General features: G+C 72.5%; 19 protein-coding genes. 11 read left to right on the top strand and 8 right to left on the bottom strand.

All coding sequences use genetic code 11. The annotated features are described in order from the left end of the window. Nucleotides 1-5 precede the first annotated feature (5 nt). Complete coding sequence (locus KBY32_RS07520; protein ID WP_210979326.1) at nt 6-2,420, bottom strand: penicillin acylase family protein; 2,415 nt, start codon at nt 2,418-2,420, stop codon at nt 6-8. 113 nt (nt 2,421-2,533) lie between these two features. On the opposite strand from KBY32_RS07520, the gene KBY32_RS07515 reads away from it, so the two are divergent. Beyond that, a complete protein-coding gene (locus KBY32_RS07515) occupies nt 2,534-4,033 on the top strand; it encodes an acyl-CoA synthetase (RefSeq protein WP_210979325.1) in 1,500 nt (499 codons plus the stop codon). Here the strand turns inward: KBY32_RS07515 and paaK are convergent, their stop codons facing one another. After that, nucleotides 4,034-5,332 (bottom strand): phenylacetate--CoA ligase PaaK, encoded by a 1,299-nt coding sequence (gene paaK / locus KBY32_RS07510; protein ID WP_055619698.1) that lies wholly within the window; start codon nt 5,330-5,332, stop codon nt 4,034-4,036. A 195-nt stretch (nt 5,333-5,527) separates the two neighbouring features. Between paaK and KBY32_RS07505 the strand changes: the two genes are divergently transcribed. Beyond that, on the top strand, nt 5,528-6,427 hold the full coding sequence (locus tag KBY32_RS07505; protein WP_210979518.1) for an alpha/beta fold hydrolase: 900 nt from the start codon (nt 5,528-5,530) through the stop codon (nt 6,425-6,427). On the opposite strand, the gene KBY32_RS07500 is transcribed toward KBY32_RS07505, so the two are convergent. Together KBY32_RS07500 and KBY32_RS07495 are read right to left on the bottom strand one after the other, a co-directional pair. Beyond that, nucleotides 6,366-8,183 (bottom strand): sulfatase, encoded by a 1,818-nt coding sequence (locus KBY32_RS07500; RefSeq protein WP_210979324.1) that lies wholly within the window; start codon nt 8,181-8,183, stop codon nt 6,366-6,368. The two genes, KBY32_RS07505 and KBY32_RS07500, sit on opposite strands and share 62 nt — an antisense overlap. 128 nt (nt 8,184-8,311) lie before the next feature. After that, nucleotides 8,312-9,958 (bottom strand): acyl-CoA synthetase, encoded by a 1,647-nt coding sequence (locus KBY32_RS07495; protein WP_210979323.1) that lies wholly within the window; start codon nt 9,956-9,958, stop codon nt 8,312-8,314. Between the two features lie 178 nt (nt 9,959-10,136). Between KBY32_RS07495 and KBY32_RS07490 the strand changes: the two genes are divergently transcribed. The 7 genes from KBY32_RS07490 to KBY32_RS07460 all read left to right on the top strand — a co-directional run bounded on the left by KBY32_RS07490 (nt 10,137) and on the right by KBY32_RS07460 (nt 16,099). After that, the gene (locus tag KBY32_RS07490; RefSeq protein ID WP_055619701.1) at nt 10,137-10,937 is read left to right on the top strand and encodes a crotonase/enoyl-CoA hydratase family protein; all 801 of its coding nucleotides are present in this window, start codon (nt 10,137-10,139) and stop codon (nt 10,935-10,937) included. A gap of 13 nt (nt 10,938-10,950) precedes the next feature. After that, nucleotides 10,951-11,892, top strand: coding sequence for a Zn-ribbon domain-containing OB-fold protein (locus KBY32_RS07485; protein WP_210979322.1), 942 nt, complete (start codon nt 10,951-10,953; stop codon nt 11,890-11,892). Beyond that, entirely contained in the window at nt 11,889-12,938 is a 1,050-nt protein-coding gene (locus KBY32_RS07480; RefSeq protein WP_210979321.1) for a thiolase domain-containing protein, read from the top strand. The genes KBY32_RS07485 and KBY32_RS07480 overlap by 4 nt, the downstream gene beginning before the upstream one ends. Beyond that, nucleotides 12,935-14,101, top strand: a complete 1,167-nt coding sequence (locus KBY32_RS07475) for a thiolase domain-containing protein (RefSeq protein WP_210979320.1) — start codon at nt 12,935-12,937, stop codon at nt 14,099-14,101. Before KBY32_RS07480 ends, KBY32_RS07475 begins: the two co-directional genes overlap by 4 nt. A gap of 119 nt (nt 14,102-14,220) precedes the next feature. After that, complete coding sequence (locus KBY32_RS07470) at nt 14,221-14,466, top strand: DUF397 domain-containing protein (protein WP_062669662.1); 246 nt, start codon at nt 14,221-14,223, stop codon at nt 14,464-14,466. 135 nt (nt 14,467-14,601) lie between these two features. Next, nucleotides 14,602-15,504 carry a universal stress protein gene (locus KBY32_RS07465; protein ID WP_210979319.1) on the top strand — a complete coding sequence of 301 codons (903 nt, stop codon included), beginning with the start codon at nt 14,602-14,604 and terminating at the stop codon, nt 15,502-15,504. Nucleotides 15,505-15,601: 97 nt separating this feature from the next. Continuing rightward, a complete protein-coding gene (locus KBY32_RS07460) occupies nt 15,602-16,099 on the top strand; it encodes a hypothetical protein (protein ID WP_055619707.1) in 498 nt (165 codons plus the stop codon). Between the two features lie 19 nt (nt 16,100-16,118). Here KBY32_RS07460 and KBY32_RS07455 read toward each other — a convergent pair whose 3' ends face one another. Both KBY32_RS07455 and KBY32_RS07450 read right to left on the bottom strand, forming a co-directional pair. Next, nucleotides 16,119-18,041 (bottom strand): N-acetylmuramoyl-L-alanine amidase, encoded by a 1,923-nt coding sequence (locus tag KBY32_RS07455; RefSeq protein ID WP_210979318.1) that lies wholly within the window; start codon nt 18,039-18,041, stop codon nt 16,119-16,121. A 251-nt stretch (nt 18,042-18,292) separates the two neighbouring features. After that, entirely contained in the window at nt 18,293-19,435 is a 1,143-nt protein-coding gene (locus tag KBY32_RS07450) for an aminoglycoside phosphotransferase family protein (RefSeq protein ID WP_079033439.1), read from the bottom strand. 233 nt (nt 19,436-19,668) lie between these two features. Between KBY32_RS07450 and KBY32_RS07445 the strand changes: the two genes are divergently transcribed. Then, nucleotides 19,669-21,162, top strand: coding sequence for a hypothetical protein (locus KBY32_RS07445; protein ID WP_210979317.1), 1,494 nt, complete (start codon nt 19,669-19,671; stop codon nt 21,160-21,162). A gap of 24 nt (nt 21,163-21,186) precedes the next feature. Here KBY32_RS07445 and KBY32_RS07440 read toward each other — a convergent pair whose 3' ends face one another. Then, nucleotides 21,187-22,554: a PP2C family protein-serine/threonine phosphatase gene (locus tag KBY32_RS07440; RefSeq protein WP_210979316.1), complete on the bottom strand. Its 1,368-nt coding sequence runs from the start codon at nt 22,552-22,554 to the stop codon at nt 21,187-21,189. A 426-nt stretch (nt 22,555-22,980) separates the two neighbouring features. On the opposite strand from KBY32_RS07440, the gene KBY32_RS07435 reads away from it, so the two are divergent. After that, nucleotides 22,981-23,394: an SsgA family sporulation/cell division regulator gene (locus KBY32_RS07435; RefSeq protein WP_108705522.1), complete on the top strand. Its 414-nt coding sequence runs from the start codon at nt 22,981-22,983 to the stop codon at nt 23,392-23,394. 69 nt (nt 23,395-23,463) lie between these two features. On the opposite strand, the gene KBY32_RS07430 is transcribed toward KBY32_RS07435, so the two are convergent. Next, nucleotides 23,464-24,561, bottom strand: a complete 1,098-nt coding sequence (locus KBY32_RS07430; RefSeq protein WP_115505822.1) for a chemotaxis protein — start codon at nt 24,559-24,561, stop codon at nt 23,464-23,466. Nucleotides 24,562-24,584 lie beyond the last annotated feature (23 nt).

Below are 24,584 nucleotides of genomic sequence, written 5' to 3'. Positions count from 1 at the left end.
ACCGCTCAGCGCTCGCGCACCCGCACGATCCGCAGCGCGGGCGACGCCAGGACGTCCTTCTCGCAGAACCACGCCGTCACCCACTTCTCACCCGAGAACAGCCGGGTCTGGTCGCTGAAGTGCGGCGACTTCGAGTTGGAGGACTGCGCGTACGTCAGCAGCGTCCGCGCCACCGGACAGCGGCTGCCGTCCCAGCCCACCGCCTGGATGTGGCTGGAGCCGGTCGTCACCTCCGTGTAGCCGCCCTGCGCCGGATTCCACACCGGCTCGACCTTGTTCCACACCCCGAGCTGCTCGGTGCCGCCCGGAACGGCGATGCGCTGCCCGTTCCGTACGACGAACTGGTGCTCGCCCAGCCGGGAGTCCAGCGCGATGCCCGCCGCCCTCAGCTCGGCCACCGCGTCCGCGAGCGCCCTCGCGAACCCGGGCGCGCCGGTGTTGAGGGTGTTCGGGGTGCGCACCGGGTCCGCCGCCGAGAACGGCACCTTCCACCGCTCGGCCGCCGGCACCGACGCGTTGAACTTCCGCCAGAACCGGTCGAACAGCAGGGCGCCACGGCTGCCGGTGTCCATGGTGCGGTCCCACGCCGCGAGTACCCCGCAGGCCGCCGACACGTCGACCGCCTTGCCGTCGCCGCCCGTCGCCGTCCCGCCCGGCAGCGCGGCGCACGCCGTCGCCACGTCGTCCGCCGCCAGATCGGCGACGGGCACCCGGTTCGCGAACTGCTGCCGCTCCAGGTCCCGTACGGTCAGCGAGCCCTCGCGCGCCATCGCCGCCACGTCCTCGACGGCACCGCGCGTACGCGGCGAACGCTGGGTGCCGACCGTGCCGAAGATCCGCTCGTACCCGGTCAGCGGCCGGTCGGCGTTGGCGAGCCAGGCGCTGTCGTTGGAGTTCTCCACATACGGAGCGTCCTTCAGGGTCGGCATGCGCGCCGGCCCGAACGTCCCCGGCTGGACGGCGTCGGCGTCCCGGCCGAGCGCGCAGTCACCGCGCGAACCGTCGAGGACCGCGAGGCCCGCCGCCGGATACGTCGCCCTGCCCAGCGGGGTGGAGCAGCGCGCCGCCAGGTCGTCGGTGATCCGGGGCAGCACCTGCGACTGGCTGAACAGCGAGTGCCCAGAGGAGTCGGCGGCGATGGTGTTCACCCACGGCAGACCCTGGTGCCGGGACAGCGACTTCAGCACGTCGGCCGTGCTGCGCGCCTTGCTGAAGCCCAACGAGGTGTCGGCGAACCGCATGTTCGCGGCGTTCGGGTCGTGCAGCGCGAACGCCGTGGTCGCCGTCCACGGCAGCGGCGGGTTGCCGGTGGGATCGGCGACGACGGGCCCGTACCGGGTCCACCACTGGGTGCGGGTCACCGGGGCGCCGCCCTTGACCGCGACCGTCACGGTCCGCTTCTTCATCCGTTCCCGCCGGCCGTCCACGAGATAGACGGTCGGGTCGGCCGGATCCAGTGTCAGCTGGTGCAGATTGAACGGGACACCGGTCGACACGGTGTGGCTCCACGCCACATGGGCGTTGTACCCGATGGAGATCGTCGGCGAGCCGAGCAACGACCCACCCGCGACGTTCAGTTCACCGGGAATCGTCTGCTGCGCCTGCCAGAAGCGGCGGCCGCCCTGCCACGGGTAGTGCGGGTTGCCCAGCAGCAGACCGCGGCCGTTCGCCGTGGTGTCGCCCCGGAACGCCACCGCGTTCGACCCCATCGCGGCGTCGGCGGTCCGCTGCCGTACCGCCCGGATCACCGCGTCCGCGTCGGGTGCGGTGCTCCCGGAGCGGGCGGCGGAACCGGTCGGGGGCTGCGCGGCCGTGATGTCGTCCACGGATCCGCCCTGGCCGCCGAGCACCGCGAACGCGTAGAAGCGCGCGGCCACGTCCAGCGTCGTCACGGGCCGCACCCAGTCGGCCCCCTCGCAGGCTGGGTCGGTGACGCGGTTCTGCTTCAGCCACGCGTTGTACCCGGAGGCGAAACCGCGCAGCAGATCCGAGACCTGGCGGCTCGGCCCGAGCGGCGCGGGCCGCGCGAGCAGCTTCTCGACGGTCCGCGACTGCCGTACACCGCGGAAGTACAGATCGCTGGAGAGATTCGTCCGCGCGGACGACAGCGAGAAGTCGGTCGCCGCGTCCGGCCCGAGGAACCGGGAGCGTTCGCCGCGCACGGTCAGGAAGCCGTCGGCGAGGACGCACACCTGGTCGGCGGCCTGCGCCCAACCGGTGCCGAAACCAAGCGACGTGTAGTCCTTGGCGACGATATGGGGGATGCCGTACTCGGTGTAGCGGATCTCGGCCGACAGCCGGCCGTGCGAAGGACGGTCGTGACCGTCCGGCCGATCGGCCGCGGCGGCCGGCAGGGCCGCGGTGGCGGTGAACAGGACGGTGGCCGCGGCGGCCAGTCGTCTCAGGCGGGTGGTGCGCATCGTGCCTCCCGACGTCGTTGAGGGAAGGAGCGGTTGAGCGTACCTACTGGTCGGTGCGGTTGACCCCCCGGATGCTTGACCTGCCCCCGGCGGCGCACCGAGGATCATGAGTCATGACGCAGGGACAGGGCAGCACGGTTGACGGGGTGCTGCGGCGCAGCGCCCGCCGCACTCCGGCACGCACCGCCGTGGAGTACGGCGACCGCTCATGGACGTACGCCGAACTCGACGACGCCGTCTCGCGCGCGGCGACCGTCCTGCTCGGCCAGGGGCTCCAACCCGGCGACCGGGTAGGCGCCTACGGCCACAACTCGGACGCCTATCTGATCGGCTTCCTCGCCTGCGCCCGCGCGGGCCTCGTCCACGTCCCGGTCAACCAGAACCTGATCGGAGACGACCTCGCCTATCTCGTACGGCAGTCCGGCAGCGCGCTGGTCCTCGCCGACCCCGACCTGGCCGGCCGACTACCCGAGGGCACCAGCACCCTGGCCCTGCGGGACGCCGACGACTCCCTCCTCGCCCGGCTCACCGACGCGGAACCCCACGACGGTCCCGAGCCGCGCACCGAGGACCTGGTCCAGCTCCTCTACACGTCCGGGACGACGGCCCTGCCCAAAGGCGCGATGATGACGCACCGCGCGCTGGTCCACGAGTATCTGAGCGCCATCACCGCGCTCGACCTCAGCGCGGGCGACCGGCCCGTGCACTCCCTGCCGCTGTACCACTCGGCGCAGATGCACGTGTTCCTGCTGCCCTACCTCGCCGTCGGCGCCACCAACATCATCCTCGACGCGCCCGACGGCGACCGGCTCCTGGACCTGATCGAGGCCGGCCGGGTGGACAGCCTGTTCGCCCCGCCCACGGTGTGGATCGCCCTCGCGGGCCGTCCCGACTTCGCCGACCGCGATCTGAGCGGGCTGCGCAAGGCGTACTACGGCGCCTCGATCATGCCGGTGCCCGTCCTGGAGCGGCTGCGCGAACGGCTCCCGAAGCTCGGCTTCTACAACTGCTTCGGGCAGAGCGAGATCGGCCCGCTCGCCACCGTCCTCGCCCCGGACGAGCACAAGGGCCGGATGGACTCCTGCGGCAGGCCCGTGCTGTTCGTGGACGCGCGCGTGGTCGACGAGGACGGCGAGGACGTCCCCGACGGCACGCCCGGCGAGATCGTGTACCGCTCCCCGCAGCTGTGCGAGGGCTACTGGGACAAGCCCGAGGAGACCGCCGCGGCCTTCCGGGACGGCTGGTTCCGCTCCGGCGACCTCGCGGTCCGCGACGCGCACGGCTACTTCACGATCGTCGACCGGGTGAAGGACGTCATCAACTCCGGGGGCGTCCTGGTCGCCTCACGGCAGGTCGAGGACGCCCTCTACACCCATGAGGGCGTCGCCGAGGTCGCCGTGATCGGACTGCCGGACGACCGGTGGATCGAGGCGGTCACCGCGGTCGTCGTCCCGCGCGGCGAGGTCACCGAGGCGGAGCTGATCGAGCACGCGCGCGAGAAGCTCGCCCACTTCAAGGCCCCGAAGCGGGTCGTGTTCGTGGACGGGCTCCCGCGCAACGCCAGCGGCAAGATCCTCAAGCGCGAACTGCGCGACCGGTTCGCGCAGTCCTAGTCATTCCTTCGGGCGCAGGTCGACGATCCGGCGGATCTTGCCGACCGAGCGCTCCAGTGACTCCGGCTCGACGATCTCCACGGTGACCGACACCCCGATGCCGTCCTTCACCGCCGCCGCGATCGACCGCGCGGCGGCGTCCCGGACCTCCGGCGACGCGTCCGGACGGGCCTCGGCGCGCACGGTCAGCGCGTCCATCCGGCCCTCCCGGCTCAGCCGCAGCTGGAAGTGGGGCGCCACGCCCGGCGTGCGCAGCACGATCTCCTCGACCTGCGTCGGGAACAGATTGACGCCCCGCAGGATGACCATGTCGTCGCTGCGCCCGGTGATCTTCTCCATCCGCCGGAACACCCGGGCCGTGCCCGGCAGCAGCCGGGTCAGATCCCGGGTGCGGTAGCGGATGATCGGCATGGCCTCCTTGGTGAGCGAGGTGAAGACCAGCTCGCCCTCCTCGCCGTCGGGCAGCGGCTCACCGGTGATCGGGTCGACGATCTCGGGGAAGAAGTGGTCCTCCCACACATGGAGGCCGTCCTTGGTCTCCACGCACTCTTGCGCCACACCCGGGCCGATGACCTCGGACAGCCCGTATATGTCGACCGCGTCGATCGCGAAGCGCTCCTCGATCTCGCGCCGCATCTGCTCGGTCCACGGCTCGGCCCCGAAGATGCCCACCCGCAGCGAGGTCCCGCGCGGATCGACGCCCTGCCGCTCGAACTCGTCGAGCAGGGTCAGCATGTACGACGGGGTCACCATGATGATCTCGGGCTCGAGGTCCTGGATCAGCTGCACCTGGCGGGCGGTCATACCGCCGGACGCGGGGATGACCGTGCAGCCGAGCCGCTCGGCCCCGTAGTGTGCACCGAGCCCGCCGGTGAACAGCCCGTAGCCGTACGCCACATGCACCTTGTCGCCGGGCCGCCCGCCCGCCGCCCGGATCGACCGGGCCACCATGTCCGCCCACAGGGAGAGATCGCCGTCGGTGTACCCGACGACCGTGGGGCGCCCGGTGGTGCCGCTGGAGGCGTGGAGACGGCGGATACGGTCCTGGGGGACCGCGAACATCCCGTACGGGTAGTTCTCCCGCAGGTCGGCCTTGGTCGTGAACGGGAACCGGGCGAGGTCGGCCAGCGAGGTGCAGTCCTCGGGCCGGATCCCGGCCTTGTCGAAGGACTCCCGGTAGAACGGCACGTTGTCGTACGCGTGCCGCAGCGAGGTCCGCAGCCGTTCCAGCTGGAGCGCCCGCAGCCCCTCCAGGTCGAGGCGTTCCCCCGCGTCCAGCAGGTCCGTCACTTCCGTCATAGGGAGATCTCCCGCCAACCGTGCCAATCCGGACGACCGATCATTCGGTCTGGGTCTTCCGGGATCAGTAATTCAGGCGGTGCGTGATCAGGCAAGGGGGCCGAGCGGATTTTTCTCCATGTGAGAACGGGCCGACGGGAGGGACGCCCGGAATCACCTTGCGGGCCGGTGCGCGCCACGACCATGATCGACCCCATGCCGACCCTGCGCGCCGCCGACGGTACCGAGCTCGCCTACCACCTGCGCGGTGAGGGCGAACCGCTCCTCGTCCTGCCGGGCGGACCGATGCGGGCCTCCGCCTACCTGGGCGACCTCGGCGGACTGTCCGACCGCCGGCGCCTCGTCCTGCTCGACCTGCGCGGCACCGGCGCGTCCGGCACCCCGGCCGACCCCGCCACCTACCGCTGCGACCGCCTCGTGGACGACGTCGAACGGGTACGGGAGCACCTGGGGCTGCCCCGCATGGATGTGCTCGGCCACTCCGCGGGCGGCAGCCTCGCCCTGCTGTACGCGGCCCGGCACCCCGAGCGGGTGGCCCGGCTGGCGCTGGTCACCGTGACGCCGTGGGTACTGGGGATGCCGGCCACGGCCGAGCAGCGCCGGGCGGCGGCCCGGCTGCGGGAGGGCGAGCCCTGGTTCGCCGAGGCGTTCCCGCTGTTCGAGAGGTGGCTGAGCGAGGAGGGCGACTTCGACCCCGCGATCGTGCCCTTCTTCTACGGCCGCTGGGACGACGCCGCCCGCGCGCACGACGCCCGCGCCGACGCCGAGTGCAACGACGAGGCGGCCGACGTCTACTTCTCCGAGGGCGCCTTCGACCCGGCGGCCACCCGGGCGGCCCTGGCCCGGCTGACCGCGCCGGTCCTGGTCCTCGCGGGCGAGGTCGACGGCGGTCCGTGCCCGGACCTGGCCCGCCGGTCCGCCGCCGTCCTCCCGCACGCCGAAACGGTCGTCCAGCCCGGCGCCGGGCACTACCCGTGGCTGGACGACCCCGAGTGGTTCGTCCAGCGGATCACGGCCTTCCTGGACCGTCCGCTCACCGGCCCTTCGGGCCCTGCGGACCTTTCGGACCGTACGCCTCCAGGAAACGGTCCCTGAAGCGGTCCATGCCCCACTCCGGGGCGTCGTCGGCGGGCTTGAGGCCCGGCGTCCAGTTCCACCCCTCGATCCGCTCCAGGACCTTCGGGTCCCGGGCGACGATGGTGATCGGCACATCCTTGTTGGTGTCCCCGCCCGTGACCGTCGGGACGGGCTGGTGGTCGCCGAGGAAGACGAGCACCGTGTCGTCGGTGCCGTAGCGCTCGACCCACTCGGTGAGGCTCTGCACCGAGTACTCGATGGCACGCCGGTACTCGGTGCGCACCCGCTCGGGCTTCTTCCAGACCTGGGTGGGGTCGGTGCCCTCCTTCTCGATCCCGTCGAACACCGAGCCGTCACCGAGCTCGTCCCAGTCGAGCATGCGGGGGATCGGCGACCACGGGTTGTGGCTGGAGGCGAGGATGATCTCCGCCATGATCGGGTCGCGGTCCTTCTTGCCGTGCTCCAGGCGCTGGAACGCCTCCAGGCTGAACTGGTCCGGCACCGGCGACCAGCTGAAGTAGGGGCCCTGGTACCCGAGGTGCTCGGAGTCGTAGATGTGGTCGAGTCCGAAGTAGTCGCCCTCGGGCCAGGCCTTGCGGACGCCGGGGACGATGCCGACGGTCCGCCAGGCGCCGGTCTTCTGGAAGTAGCTGGTGAGGGTGGGGCGGTCGCTGGTGGTCAGGGTCCGGTAGCGCTGCTGGTTCTTCACCCACAGCCCCGACAGGAACGTGGAGTGGGCGAGCCAGCTCCCGGCGCCCGTCACCGGCGACTTGAGCCAGCCGCTGCGCGCGGAGAAGCCCGCGGCCTTCAGCCGGGCGTCGCCCTCCCTGAGCGTCGCGTCGATCTTCGGGCCCATCTTCGGGTCGTCGATGGCGACCCGGCCGTAGCTCTCGATGAAGGTGAACATGACGTCCTTGCCGCGCAGTCCGGTCAGCAGCTGGTCGGACGGGGTCTTGGCGTAGGCGTCGACGGCGAGCTGCTTCTCGAACACCTCGGCGTCCCCGAGGCCGTCGCGGACGTACTGCACTCGGTTCGACAGGTACTGGGTGTAGCCCTTGGTGGCCAGTGTGAGGCCGCCGCCGGACTGCACTCCCAGGGTGAAGCAGAGGATCCACACGACGCCGAGGACCAGGGTGGTGCGCAGGGCCAGCGGGCGGTGGCGGGCCAGCACGTTCGCCAGCCGGGTCATCGCGAGCGCGCTGAGCACGAGTAGGGCCACGGTCGCGAGGATGACCCCGATCACCGCGAGCACCTCGCCCGTGCGGCCGAGCGAGTCCTTCAGGAAGTCCGCGGCGTCGGCGAGCAGCACCCAGTCGAAGACCAGGTCGAACGGCCGGGCCAGGGTCTCCCGGAAACCCATGTCGAGGCACTTCAGGACCGCCGTGAGACCGACGAAGACGCCCAGGACGGCGGCCGTGATCCGCCGGGCCCGCGACGGCAGGACGGGCAGGACGGCCGCGAGGACGATGGCCTCGACCGGGAGGCGGAGGAACGACTGGACGGTGAGCTGGTCGAGCCGGTTGGGCACGAGCAGTACGACGAACACCAGCACTGCGGCCAGCACGGTCGTACCCACCCACACCCCCCGCGCGGTACGCGGGAAACGCCGGCGCCAGCCGAACCAGCCGCCGCGCGTGTCATGGGCGGCGGGTTCCCGGGCTCCGGGCTCCGGGTCCTGTTCCGCTTCGTCCGCCGCCGGCACGTCGGGGTCCGGGCTCCCGTCGTCGTCGGCGTCCGTGTCCGGCAGCTGGCGAGGGGGCGTGAGGTGCGACACCCGTACGTCCTTCCGTGCGGTTTCCCTGCTGGTACGGCGGACCGGGCCCGTGGGCCGGGGCCGCCTCCCATGGCGTACGGCCCGCCGTCATCCATCGTTCAGGCGCGCAGGTCAACCGCGGGCAAAGACTACGCCCGCCCCCGTCCCCGCAGGTCGGCGGACGCCGCCACGTCCCGGGCCCACCGGTAGTCCGCCTTGCCGCTCGGCGAGCGCCGGATCGACTCCGTGACGACGAGCTGCCGTGGGATCTTGTACCCCGCGAGATGGGAGCGGCAGTGCGTCTGGATGTCCGCCAGCGTCGGCGCCGCCGCGCCCGTCCGCAACTGGACCACCGCCGCGACGTGATGGCCCCAGCGCGGGTCCGGCACCCCGGCCACCAGGGCGTCGTACACGTCGGGGTGCGACTTGAGCGCCTGCTCGACCTCTTCCGGATACACCTTCTCGCCACCGGTGTTGATGCACTGCGAGCCCCGGCCCAGCACGGTGACGACGCCCTCCTCGTCGACGGTGGCCATGTCGCCCAGCAGCACCCAGCGTTCGCCGTCCTTCTCGAAGAACGTCTCGGCCGATTTCACCGGGTCGTTGTAGTAGCCGAGCGGTACATGGCCGCACTGCGCGACCCGGCCCACCTCCCCGGCGCCCACCGGTTCGCGGGTCACCGGGTCGACCACCCGGGTCCAGGAGTTGACCTGGATGCGAAAGCCGCGCTCGGGACCGGAGTCCGGCGTCGCCGTCCCGTTGAAGCCGGACTCGGAGGACCCGAAGTTGTTCAGCAGCAGCGCGTTGGGGACCAGTTCCTGGAACTGCCGGCGCACGGTGTCGGACATGATCGCACCGGAGGACGACACACTGAACAGGGACGAGCAGTCCGTGCCCTTCAGCGGCCCGTTCAGCGCGTCGACCAGGGGCCGCAGCATCGCGTCGCCGACCAGGGACACGCTGGTGACCCGCTCCCGCTCGATGGTGCGCAGCACCTCCTCCGGCACGAACCTGCGGTGGATCACCACCCGCTGCCCGAAGCCGAAGCCGATGAACGCCGTGAGCGTGGACGTGCCGTGCATCAGCGGGGCCGTCGGGAAGAACGTGATGCCGTCGCCGCCGGCGGCCACCCGCTCGGCCAGCTCCTCGGGCCTGCTCACCGGCTCACCGGTCGGCGCGCCGCCGCCTAGCCCGGCGAAGAACAGGTCCTCCTGCCGCCACATCACGCCCTTGGGCATCCCGGTGGTGCCGCCCGTGTAGATGATGAACTGGTCGTCGCCCGACCGGGCCGGGAACCCGCGCTCCGGCGACCCGGCGGCCTCAGCGGCCCGGAACGGCACCGCCGGCACGACCGGCGCCCCGGTGGTGCCCGGATCGACCCGGCCGACCCGCACCAGATGCCGCAGCCCGTCGACGCCGGGCAGCGCCGCCGCGACCCGCCCGGTGAACTCGGCGTCGAAGACCAGGGCCGCCAGGTCGGCGTCCCGGTACAGATAGACCAGCTCCTCCTCCACATAGCGGTAGTTGACGTTGACAGGGACGACCCGGGCCTTGAGACAGCCCAGCACCGTCTGCAGGTACTCGACGCCGTTGTAGAGGTGGAGTCCCAGATGCTCGCCCGGCCGGATGCCGCTGTCGATCAGGTGATGGCCGATCCGGTTGGCGGCCGCGTCCAACTGGGCGTAGGTCAGGCGGCGTTCCGCGCCCGAGCCGGGGTGGTCGAGGTGCACGAGCGCCTCACGGCCGGGAACCGCGTCGACGACCGACTCGAACAGGTCGGCAAGGTTGTACTCCACCGTTCCTCCTGACCTCGGCGGGGTCTGGCCATGTGACGGTTCGCCGGTCATCAGAGCAAAGGGCGGCGCGACTGGGAACCCTCCGCGCAAAAGAATCTGACTGTCTGTCAGAAAACCCTTGAACTGCTCCGTCGCCTCCTGCAACCTGTTCTCGTTCTCGGCAGACGGGAGACGGCTCATGGGCGGGACCGAACACCTCACCGTGCGGCGCGAGGGCGCCACGCTGGTGCTCACGCTCGACCGGCCCGAGGCGAGGAACGCCCTCTCGCTGCCGATGCTGGTCGGACTCCACGACGGCTGGGCCGAGGCCGACGCCGACGACACGATCCGCTCGATCGTGCTCACCGGCGCGGGCGGCGCCTTCTGCGCCGGCATGGACCTCAAGGCCCTCGCCGGCGACGGCATGGCGGGGGAGGGGTACCGCGACCGGCTCGAGGCCGACCCCGACCTGCACTGGAAGGCCATGCTGCGCCACCACCGGCCGCGCAAACCGGTGATCGCCGCCGTCGAGGGGTACTGCGTCGCCGGCGGCACCGAGATCCTCCAGGGCACGGACATCCGGGTGGCCGGCGAGTCGGCCGTCTTCGGGCTCTTCGAGGTCCGCCGCGGCCTCTTCCCGATCGGCGGCTCCACCGTGCGCCTGCCCCGCCAGATCCCCCGCACCCACGCCCTGGAGATGCTGCTCACCGGACGGCCCTACAACGCCCGCGAGGCCGCCGCCATCGGCCTGATCGGACACGTCGTGCCCGACGGCACCGCCCTAGACAAGGCGTTGGAGATCGCCGAACGCGTCAACGCCTGCGCACCGCTCGCCGTCGAGGCCGTGAAGGCGTCCGTGTACGAGACAGCCGAGATGACCGAGACCGACGGCCTCGCCGCCGAACTCACGCGCGGCTGGCCCGTCTTCGACACCGCCGACGCGAAGGAAGGCGCCCGCGCCTTCGCCGAGAAACGGCCACCCGTCTACAAACGCGCCTAGCGAGGGAGCCACCGTGCCGGACGTCCTGAAAGCCCCCCTGGTCGTCGAGTTCCCCTTCACCCGGTCCCTCGGACCCGTGCAGAGCGCCTTCCTCACCGGCCTGCGCGAACGCGTCGTCCTCGGCGTGCGCACCACCGACGGCCGCACCCTCGTCCCACCCGTCGAGTACGACCCCGTCACCGCCGAGGAGATCCGCGACCTCGTCGAGGTCGCCCCCACCGGCACGGTCACCACCTGGGCCTGGAACCACGCCCCCCGCCGCGGCCAGCCCCTGGACACCCCCTTCGCCTGGGTCCTCGTACGCCTCGACGGCGCCGACACCGCCCTTCTGCACGCCCTCGACGCCCCCGGCCCGGACGCCGTACGCACCGGCATGCGGGTCCGCGTCCGCTGGGCCGCCGAACGCTCCGGAGCCATCACCGACATCGCCTGCTTCGAGCCGTACGACGGTGAACCCGCCCAACCCGGCGGTCACCGCGGCGACTTCGCGGACCCGGTGACCGGGATCGTCGCCCCCGCCCGCCTCAACTACACCTACACACCCGGCCGCGCCCAGACCGCCCACCTCGACGCCCTCGCCGAGCGGCGCATCGTGGGAGAGCGCTGCCCCTCCTGCCGCAAGGTGTACGTCCCGCCCCGCGGCGCCTGCCCCACCTGCGGGGTCGCCACCTCCGAGCGGGTCGAGGTCGGCCCCCGCGGCACCGTCACCACGTTCTGCATCGTCAACATCAAGGCACGGGGCCTCGACATCGAAGTGCCGTACGTCTACGCCCACATCGCCCTGGACGGCGCCGACCTCGCCCTGCACGGCCGGATCGGCGGCATCCCCTACGACCGGGTGCGCATGGGGCTGCGCGTCGAACCCGTGTGGACCGAGGGCGCCCGCCACCCCGACCACTACCGGCCCACGGGCGAACCCGACGCGGACTACGACACCTACCGGGAGCTGCTGTGAACCGCGAGATCGCCGTCGTCGCCTTCGCCCAGACCGACCACCGGCGCACCAGCGAGGAGCTGTCCGAGGTCGAACTGCTCATGCCCGTCCTGCACGACGTGCTCGCCCGGACCGGACTGCGCACCGCCGACCTCGACTTCGTCTGCTCCGGCTCCAGCGACTACCTGGCCGGCCGCGCCTTCTCCTTCACCCTCGCCCTCGACGGCGTCGGCGCCTGGCCCCCGATCTCCGAGTCCCACGTCGAGATGGACGGCGCCTGGGCCCTGTACGAGGCGTGGACCAAGCTGCGGACGGGCGACGCCGACACCGCCCTCGTCTACGCCTACGGCAAGTCCTCGCCCGGCTCCCTGCGGGACGTCCTCACCCGCCAGCTCGACCCCTACTACGTCGCCCCGCTCTGGCCCGACTCCATCGCCCTGGCCGCCCTCCAGGCACAGGCCCTGATCGACGCGGGCGACACCGACGAACCCGCGCTCGCCGCCGTCGCCGCCCGCAACCGGGAGAACGCCGCCGCCAACCCGCACGCCCAGCTCCGCGGCCCGGTCCCGCAGGGCGACCACGTCGTACGGCCGCTGCGGCGCGGCGACTGCCCGCCCGTCGGCGACGGGGCCGCCGCCGTCATCCTCGCGGCGGGGGAGCGGGCCCGCGCCCTGACCGAACGCCCCGCCTGGATCCGCGGCATCGACCACCGCGTCGAGGCGCACGGCCTCGGCGTCCGGGACCTCACCGACTCGCCCTCCACCCGGCTCGCCGCCGAACACGCGGGCGCCTTCGAACGCCCCGTCGACACCGCCGAACTGCACGCGCCCTTCACCTCGCAGGAGATCGTCCTGCGCAAGGCGCTGCGGCTCGGCGACGGCGTCCGCGTCAACCCCTCCGGCGGCGCCCTCGCCGCCCACCCCGTCATGGCCGCCGGGCTCATCCGCATCGGCGAGGCCGCCGCCCGCATCCACCGCGGCGCGTCCGACCGGGCGCTCGCGCACGCCACCTCCGGCCCCTGCCTGCAGCAGAACCTGGTCGCCGTACTCGAAGGGGATCCGCGATGAGCAAGGAACCCGTGGCCGTCGTCGGCATCGGCCAGACCCGGCACGTGGCGGCCCGCCGGGACGTCTCGATCGCCGGGCTCGTCCGGGAGGCCGCCCGACGCGCCCTCGACGACGCCGAGTTGACCTGGGCGGACGTCGACGCCGTGGTCATCGGCAAGGCACCCGACTTCTTCGAGGGCGTGATGATGCCCGAGCTGTACCTCGCCGACGCGCTCGGCGCGGTCGGCAAACCCATGCTCCGGGTGCACACCGCCGGGTCCGTCGGCGGGTCCACCGCCCTCGTCGCCGCCACCCAGGTGGCCGCCCGCGTCCACCGCACCGTACTCACCGTCGCCTTCGAGAAGCAGTCCGAGTCCAACGCCATGTGGGGACTGTCCCTGCCGATCCCCTTCCAGCAGCCCCTGCTGGCCGGCGCCGGCGGCTTCTTCGCCCCCCATGTGCGCGCCTACATGCGGCGCAGCGGCGCCCCCGACCACATCGGCGCGCTCGTCGCCTACAAGGACCGCCGCAACGCGCTGAGGAACCCCTACGCCCACCTCCACGAGCACGACATCACCCTGGAGAAGGTCCAGGCGTCGCCGATGCTGTGGGACCCAATCCGCTACTCGGAGACCTGCCCCTCCTCCGACGGCGCCTGCGCCATGGTCCTCACCGACCGGGCCGGCGCCACCCGCTCACCCCGGCCCGCCGCCTGGCTGCACGGCGGCGCCATGCGCAGCGAACCCACCCTGTTCGCCGGGAAGGACTTCGTCTCACCCCGCGCCGGCCGCGACTGCGCCGCCGACGTCTACCGGCAGTCCGGCGTCACCGACCCGCGCCGGGACATCGACGCCGCCGAGATGTACGTGCCGTTCTCCTGGTACGAGCCCATGTGGCTGGAGAACCTCGGCTTCGCCGCCGAGGGCGAGGGCTGGAAGCTCACCGAGGCCGGGGTCACCGAACTCGACGGCGATCTGCCCGTCAACATGTCCGGCGGCGTCCTGTCCACCAACCCGATCGGCGCCTCCGGCATGATCCGCTTCGCCGAGGCGGCCCTCCAGGTCCGCGGACAGGCCGGGGAACACCAGGTGGACGGCGCCCGCCGGGTGCTCGGGCACGCCTACGGCGGGGGCTCGCAGTTCTTCGCGATGTGGCTCGTGGGCTCCGCCCCGCCCGACGCCTGAGCGGCACCCCCGGACGCCGCTGCCGACCGCCCGCACAAAGGTCCCCCTCACGTGCCCTGTTGGCACCAGGAACCGGTCGCTAGGCTGGCCGCGGACGACGAACCGGGAGGAGCACGGACGTGGCCGAGAGCACCATCCAGCAGCAGTCGCCGCTCGCGGGCTGGGACAAGCCGGAGCTGGACCTCAGCAACGCCGACTGGCACTCGAGCAGCCGTGGCCTGGGGGATGTCCAGATCGCCTTCGTCGAAGGCTTCATCGCCATGCGCAACGGCGACCGGCCGGAGAGCCCCTCCCTGATCTTCACCCCGGCCGAGTGGGGCGCCTTCGTGTCCGGCGCCAGGGAAGGCGAGTTCGACCTCACCTAGCACCTGGTCCGGAGCCGTTCCGGGGGTGTCGGGGCCGTTTTTCCGGACACGCGACCTGGACAACCGTGCCCGGGCCGGCGCCTGCGTCAGGCTGGCCCCGGGGCGCGAAGGTCGTACTCCGGAGGTGAGGATCCCATGAGCACCCTGCCGGTCATCGCGGCGGTCGACGGTTCGGACGACAGCCTGGTCGCCCTCGACTGGGCGTTCGAGGCCGCGATCACACGCGACGCGCAGCTGAGCGTGGTCCACGTCCAGCAGTACCCCGCGTGGGCCCGGCCCGACTCCCTGCCCGTCGGCCGCCCCGAGCCGGAGGACGACACGGTCCTGAACCTCGCGCGCCGCTACCTGGCGGGCCGCGAAGAGAAGCCGACGATCGCGTACCACGCTCTGGAAGGCGCCGTCGGGACGCTGTCCGCGCTCGGCTCGACCGCCCAGCTCCTGGTGCTCGGCTCCCGGGGCCGCGGCGGCTTCGCCAGCCTTCTGCTCGGCTCCACCGGCCTGGCCGCCGCCCGCGACGCCGAATGCCCGGTCGTCGTCGTGCCCAAGCCGGGACGCCGGGTCCACGAAGGCCCGCCCGTCGAGCCGGGCCCCCGCGTCGTCGTCGGACTCCAGGTCGACAGCCCCGACGAGGCCACGCTGTCCTTCGCCTTCGCCGAGGCCGCCCGGCGCGGCGCCCGGCTCCAGGCCGTCGCCGCCTACACCTGGCCGCTGCACCTGTGGACGACGGCGACCGCCCAGATCGTGCAGCCGGCCGAGGACCAGGACGCCGTCGAGGCCGAGACCCGCAGCCTCGCCGAGGGCTTCCTCGCCCCGCACCGCGCCCGCCACCCCGAGGTGCGCGCCGAGGCGACCGCGGCCCCCGGCGACGCGGCCGGCGCGCTCGTCGCCGCCAGCCAGGACGCCGCCCTCGTCGTCGTCGGCCGGCACCGCCGCCGCCTGCTGGCCCCGGCCCGCATGATGGGCTCGGTCACCCAGGCGGTCCTGCTGCACGCCGCGAGCCCCGTGGCGGTGGTCCCGCCCGCACCGGCGGAGGACTGACACACCCCTTCCCGGGCGTGCCGGACACCGGGCGACCGGCCTCCCGCACGCCCCGCCCGCACGACGTGGAACAGGCCCGGCCACGTACCATGGCGACATGTCGTTCCTCCGCCGCCGCAGCGCCACGCCCGCCGGGCCCGACTTCGACGTACTGGCCATGGACCCGGGCGACTGGCCCGGCAACCTCGGCGCCGGGCTGCTGCCCGCCCCCGACGGCAGCTGCCAGGGCGTCTTCCTGCGCTACGACCTCTTCGGCGGCCGCGGCCCCGCCATGATCATCGGCAATCTGCCCGAGGGCTCCCCGGCCCGCGAGACCGACGAGGGCGAGATCCCGTTCGAGGTGGCGCAGCTGCTGCTGGCCCTGGAGAACGAGGAGGACGTCACCGTCGTCGGCAGCGAGGACGTACCCGTCATGCAGGGCGACAACCTGCTGATCGTGCGCCGGCTCAAGCTCTCCGAGAGCCGTATCTCCTGCGTGCAGTTCGACCGCAGCGACAACGTCCTGGTGACCATCGCCGCCTGGGACCGCCCGATCACCGACGACCTCTACGCGCTGCTGAAGCCGCTGCCCGCCGAGCTCTTCCAGCAGGGCTGAGCCCGGCGGGGGCGGCCCGTCAGCCGCCCGAGCGCACCACCTTCACATCGGCGGCCCGCACGAACGCCACCCGGTGCCCGTACTGGATCTCGTAGTAGAGGTCCTTGCCCCGCACCACCCGGTGCGAGGCCTCGTCGAAGGTCACCGCGTAGTAGTACTCGCCGGGCACCTTGCCGCCCACCACATACCGCTGCCCGGCCGGCAGCGTGTACGGCAGCGGCGACACCGCCTGCGCGGGCACGTCCGCCGGATACGCGGACGCCTCGGGGTAGGCGCGGCCGTACACCGGCACGCTCTCCGCGCCGGCCTTGGGCGTGATCACGTCACCGGCCGCGTGGACGGCCGTCGGCGTCTTGGCCGGGTTCCTGAACCACGCCTTCTGCCCGAGGTACCAGATCGCCGTCCAGTCGCCGTCCCGGCCGGCGACCGCGAACTGCTGCCCGGTCGACACCCGCGACGACAGATCGTTCACACCCTTGGTCGGGTCCGACCCCAGACCGATGTCCTTGATCAGGGGGTACGACTCACCGGGCCCCGAGTACAGCCGTACCGCGCTGGAACCGTGGGCCGCGCACGGCTCGCCCGCCGTCGTGCAGCCCGTGAACTCCGGCCGGTTCGAGGCGTAGTCGGGGCGGATCGTCACCAGGCCGCCCTTCGCATCGGCGGTCGGCACCAGCGGCCGGCCGAGCAGCTCGAAGTAGTGCCGCCAGTCCCAGTACGGGCCGGGGTCGGTGTGCATCCCGCCGATCGTCGACGTCGTCGGCCCCGGCACCGTGTCGTGCCCGAGGATGTGCTGCCGGTCCAGCGGGATGCCGTGCTTCTTCGCGAGATAGGCCACCAGCCGCGCCGAGGAGCGGTACATCGCCTCCGTGTACCAGGAGTCCGGCCGGGTCAGGAAACCCTCGTGCTCCAGGCCGATCGACTTGGCGTTGACGTACCAGTTCCCCGCGTGCCAGGCCACGTCCTCGGCCTTCAGATGCTGGGCGATGTGCCCGTCCGTGGACCGCAGGGTGTACTGCCAGGACACATAGGTCGGGTCCTGCACCATGTTCAGGACGCCCTCCCAGGCGCCCTCGGTGTCATGGACGACGATGTACTCGATCTTCTGGTCCTTCGGACGGTTCCCCAGGTCGTGGTTGCCGTAGTCGCCGTCCCCGAACTCCTCGTAGGGCGCCGGGATCCACTCGCAGGACACCGTCGGCGGGCACTCAGTCTCCGCCGCCTTCGCCCGGCGCAGCCCCGCCCCCTTCAGCTGCGCGGTGTCGGGGACGAGACCGGGCCGCGCGGCCAGCGCCACGCGCTGCCCCTCGTCGGTGCGGCGCTCCTGCCCGGTGCGCAGCACCTCGAAGACGTCGTCCGCGTACGCCGCGGCCGTCGCCGAGTCGTCGGCGCCGGAGAACCGGGCCACCGCGCCGTACCAGTCGGCCGGGTCGGAGCTCAGCGGCTCACCCAGCTCCCGTTGCGCGGCCGCGAGCAGCGCGGCGCCGCCCGCCACATTGGCCGCCGGGTCACTGCGCAGCCGTTCAGCGCTCAGCCCCGTCAGCTCCGCCGCCTTCGGCAGTGTCCTCAGCCGGGCCGGGATCTCGGAGGTCTTCAGTGCCTTGGCCACCGGGGGTGGCGCAGGGCGGGCGCTGTCGCCGCGCGGGTCCTCGCTGCCCTCGCTGTGGTGCGGGGCCGTGTCCGCGAGCGCCGCGCGGGCGTCGGTGAGATGCATCGGGCCGTAGCCCCCGGACACGCTGGGTGCGCCGCTGTGCGTCTCCCAGCGGGACTGGAGGTAGGCGACGCCGAGCAGGACGCTCGACGGGACGTGATACTCGGCGGCGGCCGCGGCGAAGGCCGACTGGAGCCGGTCGCCGGAGTCGGCGTGGGTGCCGGACGGGGCCGCCCCGATGAGGGGCACCAACAGGGCCGCGGCGGCGACGGCGGTGACGGATCCTCGCAAAGCAGCCTCCTGGGACGGTCGTGCGCGCTGAGCCGTGCGGGCCGGGCGAGGTCAGTGGTACCCGCTGTCCGACGATCCGTCAATCATGCCAAGGGCTGGGCGAATACCCATGTCAACCGGGTGTTCCCGGGAGTTTCGCGGGGGCGGGCGCCGGGCCTGCGCGGCGTCAGTGGCCTAACCCAATGACCGGACGCACGAAGGCCCGCGACACGCCCCCGATCTTCGGGGCGCGCCGCGGGCCTCGGTCCCCGTCAGCGAGTGCCGACCGCCGCGCGTACGGCCCGGCGGGCCAACTGGCAGTCGTCGTGCAGCCGCCTCAGCAGCAGCCGCTGTTCCTCGCCGGACGGCGCGGCACCCTGGTGGGCCGTTCCCGGTGCCGTCGGGGCCGGATCGTGCATCGAACGCTGCACCGCCATCTCGTAGGTGCGGATCTCACGGGTGAGGACCAGCATCAGGTTCACCAGGAAGGCGTCCCGGGAGGCCGGGCCCGCCGACTGGGCGATCTGGCTGATCTGCCGCCGGGCCACCGGCGCGTCCCCGAGCACCGACCACAGCGTCGCCAGGTCGTACCCCGGCAGGTACCAGCCCGCGTGCTCCCAGTCCACCAGCACTGGACCGGCCGGTGAGAGCAGGATGTTCGAGAGCAGTGCGTCGCCGTGGCAGAACTGGCCCATGCCCTGCCGGCCCGCGGAGGCCGCGATGCCGTGCAGCAGCTTCTGCAGATCCCCCATGTCCCGGTCGGTGAGCAGACCCAGATCGTGGTACCGGGAGATCCGCGTCGCGTAGTCCAGCGGGGCGTCGAACGTCCCCGCGGGCGGGCGCCACGCGTTCAGCCGGCAGATCGCGCCGAGTGCCGCTCTGATGTCCGCCCGCGGCGGCGCCTCCACCGGATGCCGCTGGAGTGCCGCCACCCGGCCGGGCATCCGCTCGATGACCAGGGTGCCGTTGTCCGGATCCGCCGCGATCAGTCTCGGCACCCGCACCGGGGGGCGATGCCGGACGAACGAGCGGTAGGCCGCTATTTCGTGCCGGATCCGCTCCGCCCATGCGGGGGACTGGTCGAGTAAGCACTTGGCGACCGCCGTACTGCGCCCGGTCGTGCCGACCAGGAGCACGGAGCGTCCGCTGCGGCGCAGCACCTGCACCGGCGCGAACTCCGGACAGATCCGGTGCACCGACGCGATCGCCGCGCGCAGCTGGGCGCCCTGGGGACCGGACAAGTCGAGTCTCCCGCTGAGCGGTTGGGTGCCGAGCCCCGCGGGACGCCGCGGCCGGCCCGCGCCGAGCACGGGAGCGGGCCCCGGACGCGCGGGGTCGAGGTAGGGACCGCCACCCGCCGGGCGGGCACGCAGCGGCCGGGGCGGGGCGGACACGGAGGACGATGCTGCGTACATGGGAGAAACAGATCCCTTCGTGTGCCTGCGACGTCAATGCGCCCTCCCGACCCGGCCGCCGGATACACCCTGGGGAATGTCCCCCGGCGACCGGGTCGGGGTGGCGCTTTCCTACCTGACACCCGTCGCCAGGTGGCACACCATCTGGCGCACCCTGGCGAACCCTGGCGAATAGTCCCGGGGCACCTTTCACGGGGCTACTGTCAACTCAGCCGAGAACCTGGGGGCTTGACGTGAGCGGAGAACCCAACACCCGTCTTTCGGATCTGTTCGGCCTGGCCGGCTGGTCCAAGGGCGAACTCGCGAGACTGGTCAACCGGCAGGCGGCGGCCATGGGCCACCCCCAGCTGGCGACCGACACCTCGCGGGTGCGGCGGTGGATCGACATGGGAGAGATCCCGCGCGATCCGGTGCCGCGGGTGCTGGCGGCCCTGTTCACCGAGCGTCTCGGCCGTGTCGTGACCATCGAGGACCTCGGTCTGGTCCGGCACGGGCGTACGGGGAGACGGCAGGACGCCGGGAGCGTGGAGCATCCCGACGGTGTGCCGTGGGCGCCCGAGCGAACCGCCGCGGTCCTCACCGAATTCACGGGAATGGACCTCATGCTCAACCGACGCGGCTTGGTGGGCGCGGGTGCCGCGCTCGCCGCGGGATCCGCACTCAGCAGCGCCATGCACGACTGGCTGCGCACCGACCCGGCCCTCAGGGCCGACGCCCCCCAGTTCGACGACCCCTTGCACGCCGACCCCGCCGGGTTCGACCGTTACGAGGCCGCCCCCATCGGATCGCAGGAGATCGAGGAGCTGGAGCGCTCGGTCGAGGTGTTCCGGGCCTGGGACGCCGCCCGTGGCGGCGGACTCCAGCGCAAGGCTGTGGTGGGCCAGTTGAACGAGGTGGGCGGCATGCTCGCCTACCGACACCCCGACCATCTCCAGCGGCGCCTGTGGGGCGTCGCCGCCAACCTCGCCGTGCTCGCGGGCTGGATGTCGCACGACGTCGGCCTGGAGCCCACGGCCCAGAAGTACTTCGTCATCGCCGCCCACGCGGCCCGTGAGGGCGGCGACCGGCCCCGTGCCGGGGAGGCCCTCTCCCGGGCCGCGCGCCAGATGGTGCACCTGGGCCGGCCCGACGACGCGCTCGACCTGATGAAGCTCGCCCAGTCCGGCTCGGGCGACGAGGTCCTGCCGCGCACCAAGGCCATGTTCCACACCATCGAGGCCTGGGCGCAGGCGTCCATGGGCAAGGGCCAGGCCATGCGCCGCACCCTGGGGCAGGCCGAGGACCTCTTCGTCTCCGACAAGAGCGACGTACCGCCGCCCAGTTGGATGCAGACCTTCAAGGACGAGGATCTGTACGGGATGCAGGCCCTGGCGTACCGCACCCTGGCCGAGTTCGAGCCGGGGGCGGCCGCCCACGCCCAGCACTTCGCGGAGAAGGCCCTGGCCCTGCGCGTCGACGGCCGGGAGCGGTCGAAGATCTTCGACCATCTGTCCATGGCGTCCGCCTGCTTCATCGCGGACGACCCCGAACAGGCCGACCGCTACGCGCGGCTGGCGCTGATGTCGATGGGCTCCAACTCCTCCGGCCGCACCTGGGACCGCCTCCGGCAGATGTACCGGCTCACCGCCGAGTACTCCAGCTACCCGAAGATCCATGAGCTGCGGGAGGAGATCCGGCTGGCGCTGCCCAAGGCGAGGAAGCCCCAAGGCGGCACGGGCCAGGCGTAACAGGAAAAGCGTCCGCGCGATCCGTTAGGACGTCACCCTGGCCATGAGCACGCAGGTGTCGCCCTCGTGCTCCCTTTCACCGAACTCCTCGGCGACCAGCCGTACGCAGTCCTGTGCGGTGCCTGCCTCGACGAAGCGGGAGGCCAGGTCGAGGAGCCGGCGCGAGGAGTCCATGCCGTCGTGCCCCGCCACCGGTCCGTCGGTGTGCAGCACGATCAGGTCGCCCTCCTGGAGGGTCTCCTCGGCCTCGCCGTACACGGCGCCCGGGGTCGCCCCCAGCAGGGGGCCGCAGGGTGAGTCCAGCCTGCGTCCCGTCCCGCCGCGGAACAGCAGCGGGGCGGGGTGTCCGGCCCTCGCCCAGGTGAGGGTGCGGGTGTCCGGCCGGTAGCGGCAGCACACCGCGCTGCCGAGGACCGGTAGGTCTCCGGTGTCCAGAAGGTGTCCCAGCCAGGAGAGCAGCTGTCCCGGTCGGGTGCCGGCCATGGCCATACCGCGTACGGCGCCCAGCAGGGTGGCCGTGCCGGTGGCCGCGGCGACGTCGTGCCCGGTGAGATCGCCGACGGTCAACAGCGTGGCCCCGTCGGTCAGTTCGAGGGAGTCGTACCAGTCGACGCCGATCGGGGCACTCGTCGGGGACGACAGCCGGTGGGCCGCGATGTCCAGGGTGCCGGGGGCCTGCCGGGCCGGCCGTGGGGCGGTCCGCCACGGCGGGAGCACGGCCTCGCGCACCTCGGCCATGAGTCGCCGCTCGGCCGGCACCGCGTCCCGGGTGTCGCTGACCGCGCGCCGCCGGCGGCGCACCTCGCTGACGTCCCGGAGCACGGCCCACATCGAGGCGGCGCCGCCGTCGGGGTCGAGCACGGGCTCGCCCATCATGTGCACGGTCCGCAGCTCGCCGTCGGGCCGGACGATCCGGAACTCCCCGTCGATCGGCTGTGCGTCGATCAGGCAGGCCGTGACCATCGTGGTGAGCCGGCGCCGGTCCTCGTCGTGCACCAGGGACGGCAGTTCGTCGAGCGTCAGCGGTGGCGCTGCCGGGTCCCGTCCGAGGATCTGGTACAGCTCGCCGGACCAACTGGCCTCGTCGGTGAGGAGGTTCCACTCGGCGCTGCCGACCCGGCTGAGCAGGGCGTCGGTGCGGGCCGCCGGAGCGGGGGCGGGGCCGTCGCGCAGCTGGGCCAGATGGGCGTCGAGGTCGTCGAGTTGGTGCAGGGCGAGGTCGCACAGGGCGCGCTGCCAGCGCTCGCGGGGGCCGGAGGCGTCGCTCGGGGTGTCCCTCCGCACGGCGTCCACCTCGCCCTTGAGCCGTCGCGTCTGAGAGATCAGCGCGTCGACCGGACCGGGTCCGGGGGGCTGTGCGGCGGTGCGGTCCGCAGAGACATGGGGCGGCATGACGCTCTCCGATGAGGGGACGGTACGACCAGGAACGACGGAGGGACCGTTACGACTGTCGCACAGCCCGCGACGCCCCGTAAGGGATTTGGCAATACCCGATGCGGTGGTGCGTCCGGCATATGCCAGAGTCTTCCGGAACAGGTCACGCGGTACGCGTGGTGTACGTGCCCGCCGCGGTGAAGGCGTATGCGGCGTACGTGAAATGAGGGGCGCCCGGGGTCGCCCGGCGACGCTCATGCGCATGTTCGACGGTCAGCTGTTCTAAGGGTGAGCCCTGGCGGCCGTGCGTCGGAGGGTTGCACTCCGCGGAAGTGATGCAGTTCACAAAAAGAATCCACGCGAAGGTGTCATGCGAAAGGTGATTGCGGGCTCCTAAAAGCAAGCCGCAAAAATCACCGTCCGCCGACGCAGGGGAGAGTGTCCATGGAGATCGCCCTGGAGCAGCCCGCCCACGCCCGCCTGATCACCGGCGAGGAGCGCGAACTCCCCGTCCCCGCCACGCTGCGGTACCGGTCCACGGACCCGCTGGCGGTGCATCTCGACTTCCCCGGCGAGGTCTCCCTCGACGGCCGGGGCGCCGTCTGGACGTTCGCCCGCGGCCTGCTGGACGCCGGGCTGCGCGGGCCGGCCGGGGACGGCGACGTGCGCGTCTGGCCCTGTGGCAGAGAGCGCACCGTCGTCGAGCTGCACTCCCCGCACGGCATGGCGCTGCTCCAGTTCGACACCCCCGCCCTCGAGCGCTTCCTGCTGCGCACGTGCGCGGTGGTCGCGCCGGGCGAGGAGGACCTGGGCGAGGCCGTGGAACGCGGCCTGAGCGCGCTCTTCGACGGTGTGTGACCGGGCGCGGAACGACGAGGAGGCCGACCGCGGCCGTACCTCCTCGTCATCCCCTCGTCCGGTCGCCCGTCAGTAGCGCAGGACGCCCGCGATCCGCTCGGCGTCGTCCAGGGTGCCGTCGGGCACGAACCGGACGTCGGCGCCGGTCTCCAGGCACTGCTCGACGATCTCGTCCACGATGTCCTCGCGGGCGTCGAGTTCGCCGCTCGCCGCCGGGATCAGATGGTCGCCGTCCTCGCCGCGCACCGTCATCCGGAAGTTCTCCTCGACGGCCAGCAGCCGCACCCGCCCTTCCCGGGCGCTCTGCCAGACCTCGTCGACCCCGGCCGCGTACGCCCTGCGGCCCCGGGCCGCGACGAGTTCACGCATCACCTGGTCCGTGCTCTCCCGGAGGTCGGCGGTGATCCGGGGCTGGACGGCCTGCCACACCGCGTCCCGGGTGCCGTGCGCCAGACCGCCGTGCGGGATGTGCACGGCGAGCTTCGCGGCGCCGCCGATCTCGTCCAGCAGGGACAGTGCCGCCGGTGTGCCGGTGACGTACAGGCGCCGTGGATCCCGCCGTACGACGGCGGCCAGCGCGGAGTCGGCGTCCTTGAGGAAGTGCCGGGTGTCCTCGTCGCGGAAGGTGCTCGGGGTGTCGCCGATCCGCTCGCGGCGCTCGGCGTCGAAGTTCTCCGGACGCCGGGTGAGGGGGAAGCCGCCGATCCGGGCCTCGGTGATGCGGTCCAGGGTGCCGGTCCACAGGGTGACGCGGTCGGCGGCGACCGAGCACACCCAGTACGGCCGCTCGGCGGCCTGTGCGGAGACGAGGTTGCGGGTGAGGAAGGTGTCCGAGAGCACCACGCGCTCGGGCACGGTCCGGGCGAGCGACCACACCTGGTGCTCACCGGGCGCCGCGAAGATCACCAGGCCGTCCTCGGCGTAGGTGAGGTCCACTTCGGCGAGGGCCTGGTCGAGTTCGCGCTCGACCTCCGCCCGGCGCTCCCGGGTGACCGACGGATCGCTCTCCAACTGCTTCTTGGCCTCGGCGACGACATTGCGCAGCCGGACCTGGTCCTGGGCCCGGTAGGGCTCGCGGCGATGTGTGGGCGTCAGCACGGACACGGCCGGGTAGGGGCGCGGGCGCCGCAGCTCGGACAGGGTGGTGGGACTGAGTGCGTGCTCCATAAGAAGACGATAGGACCGATTCG

Origin of the sequence: Streptomyces sp. RK62 (assembly GCF_018070255.1) — a bacterium.
Taxonomy (GTDB): Bacteria; Actinomycetota; Actinomycetes; order Streptomycetales; family Streptomycetaceae; genus Streptomyces; species Streptomyces nigra.
This window is presented reverse-complemented; position numbering and strand designations above follow the sequence as displayed.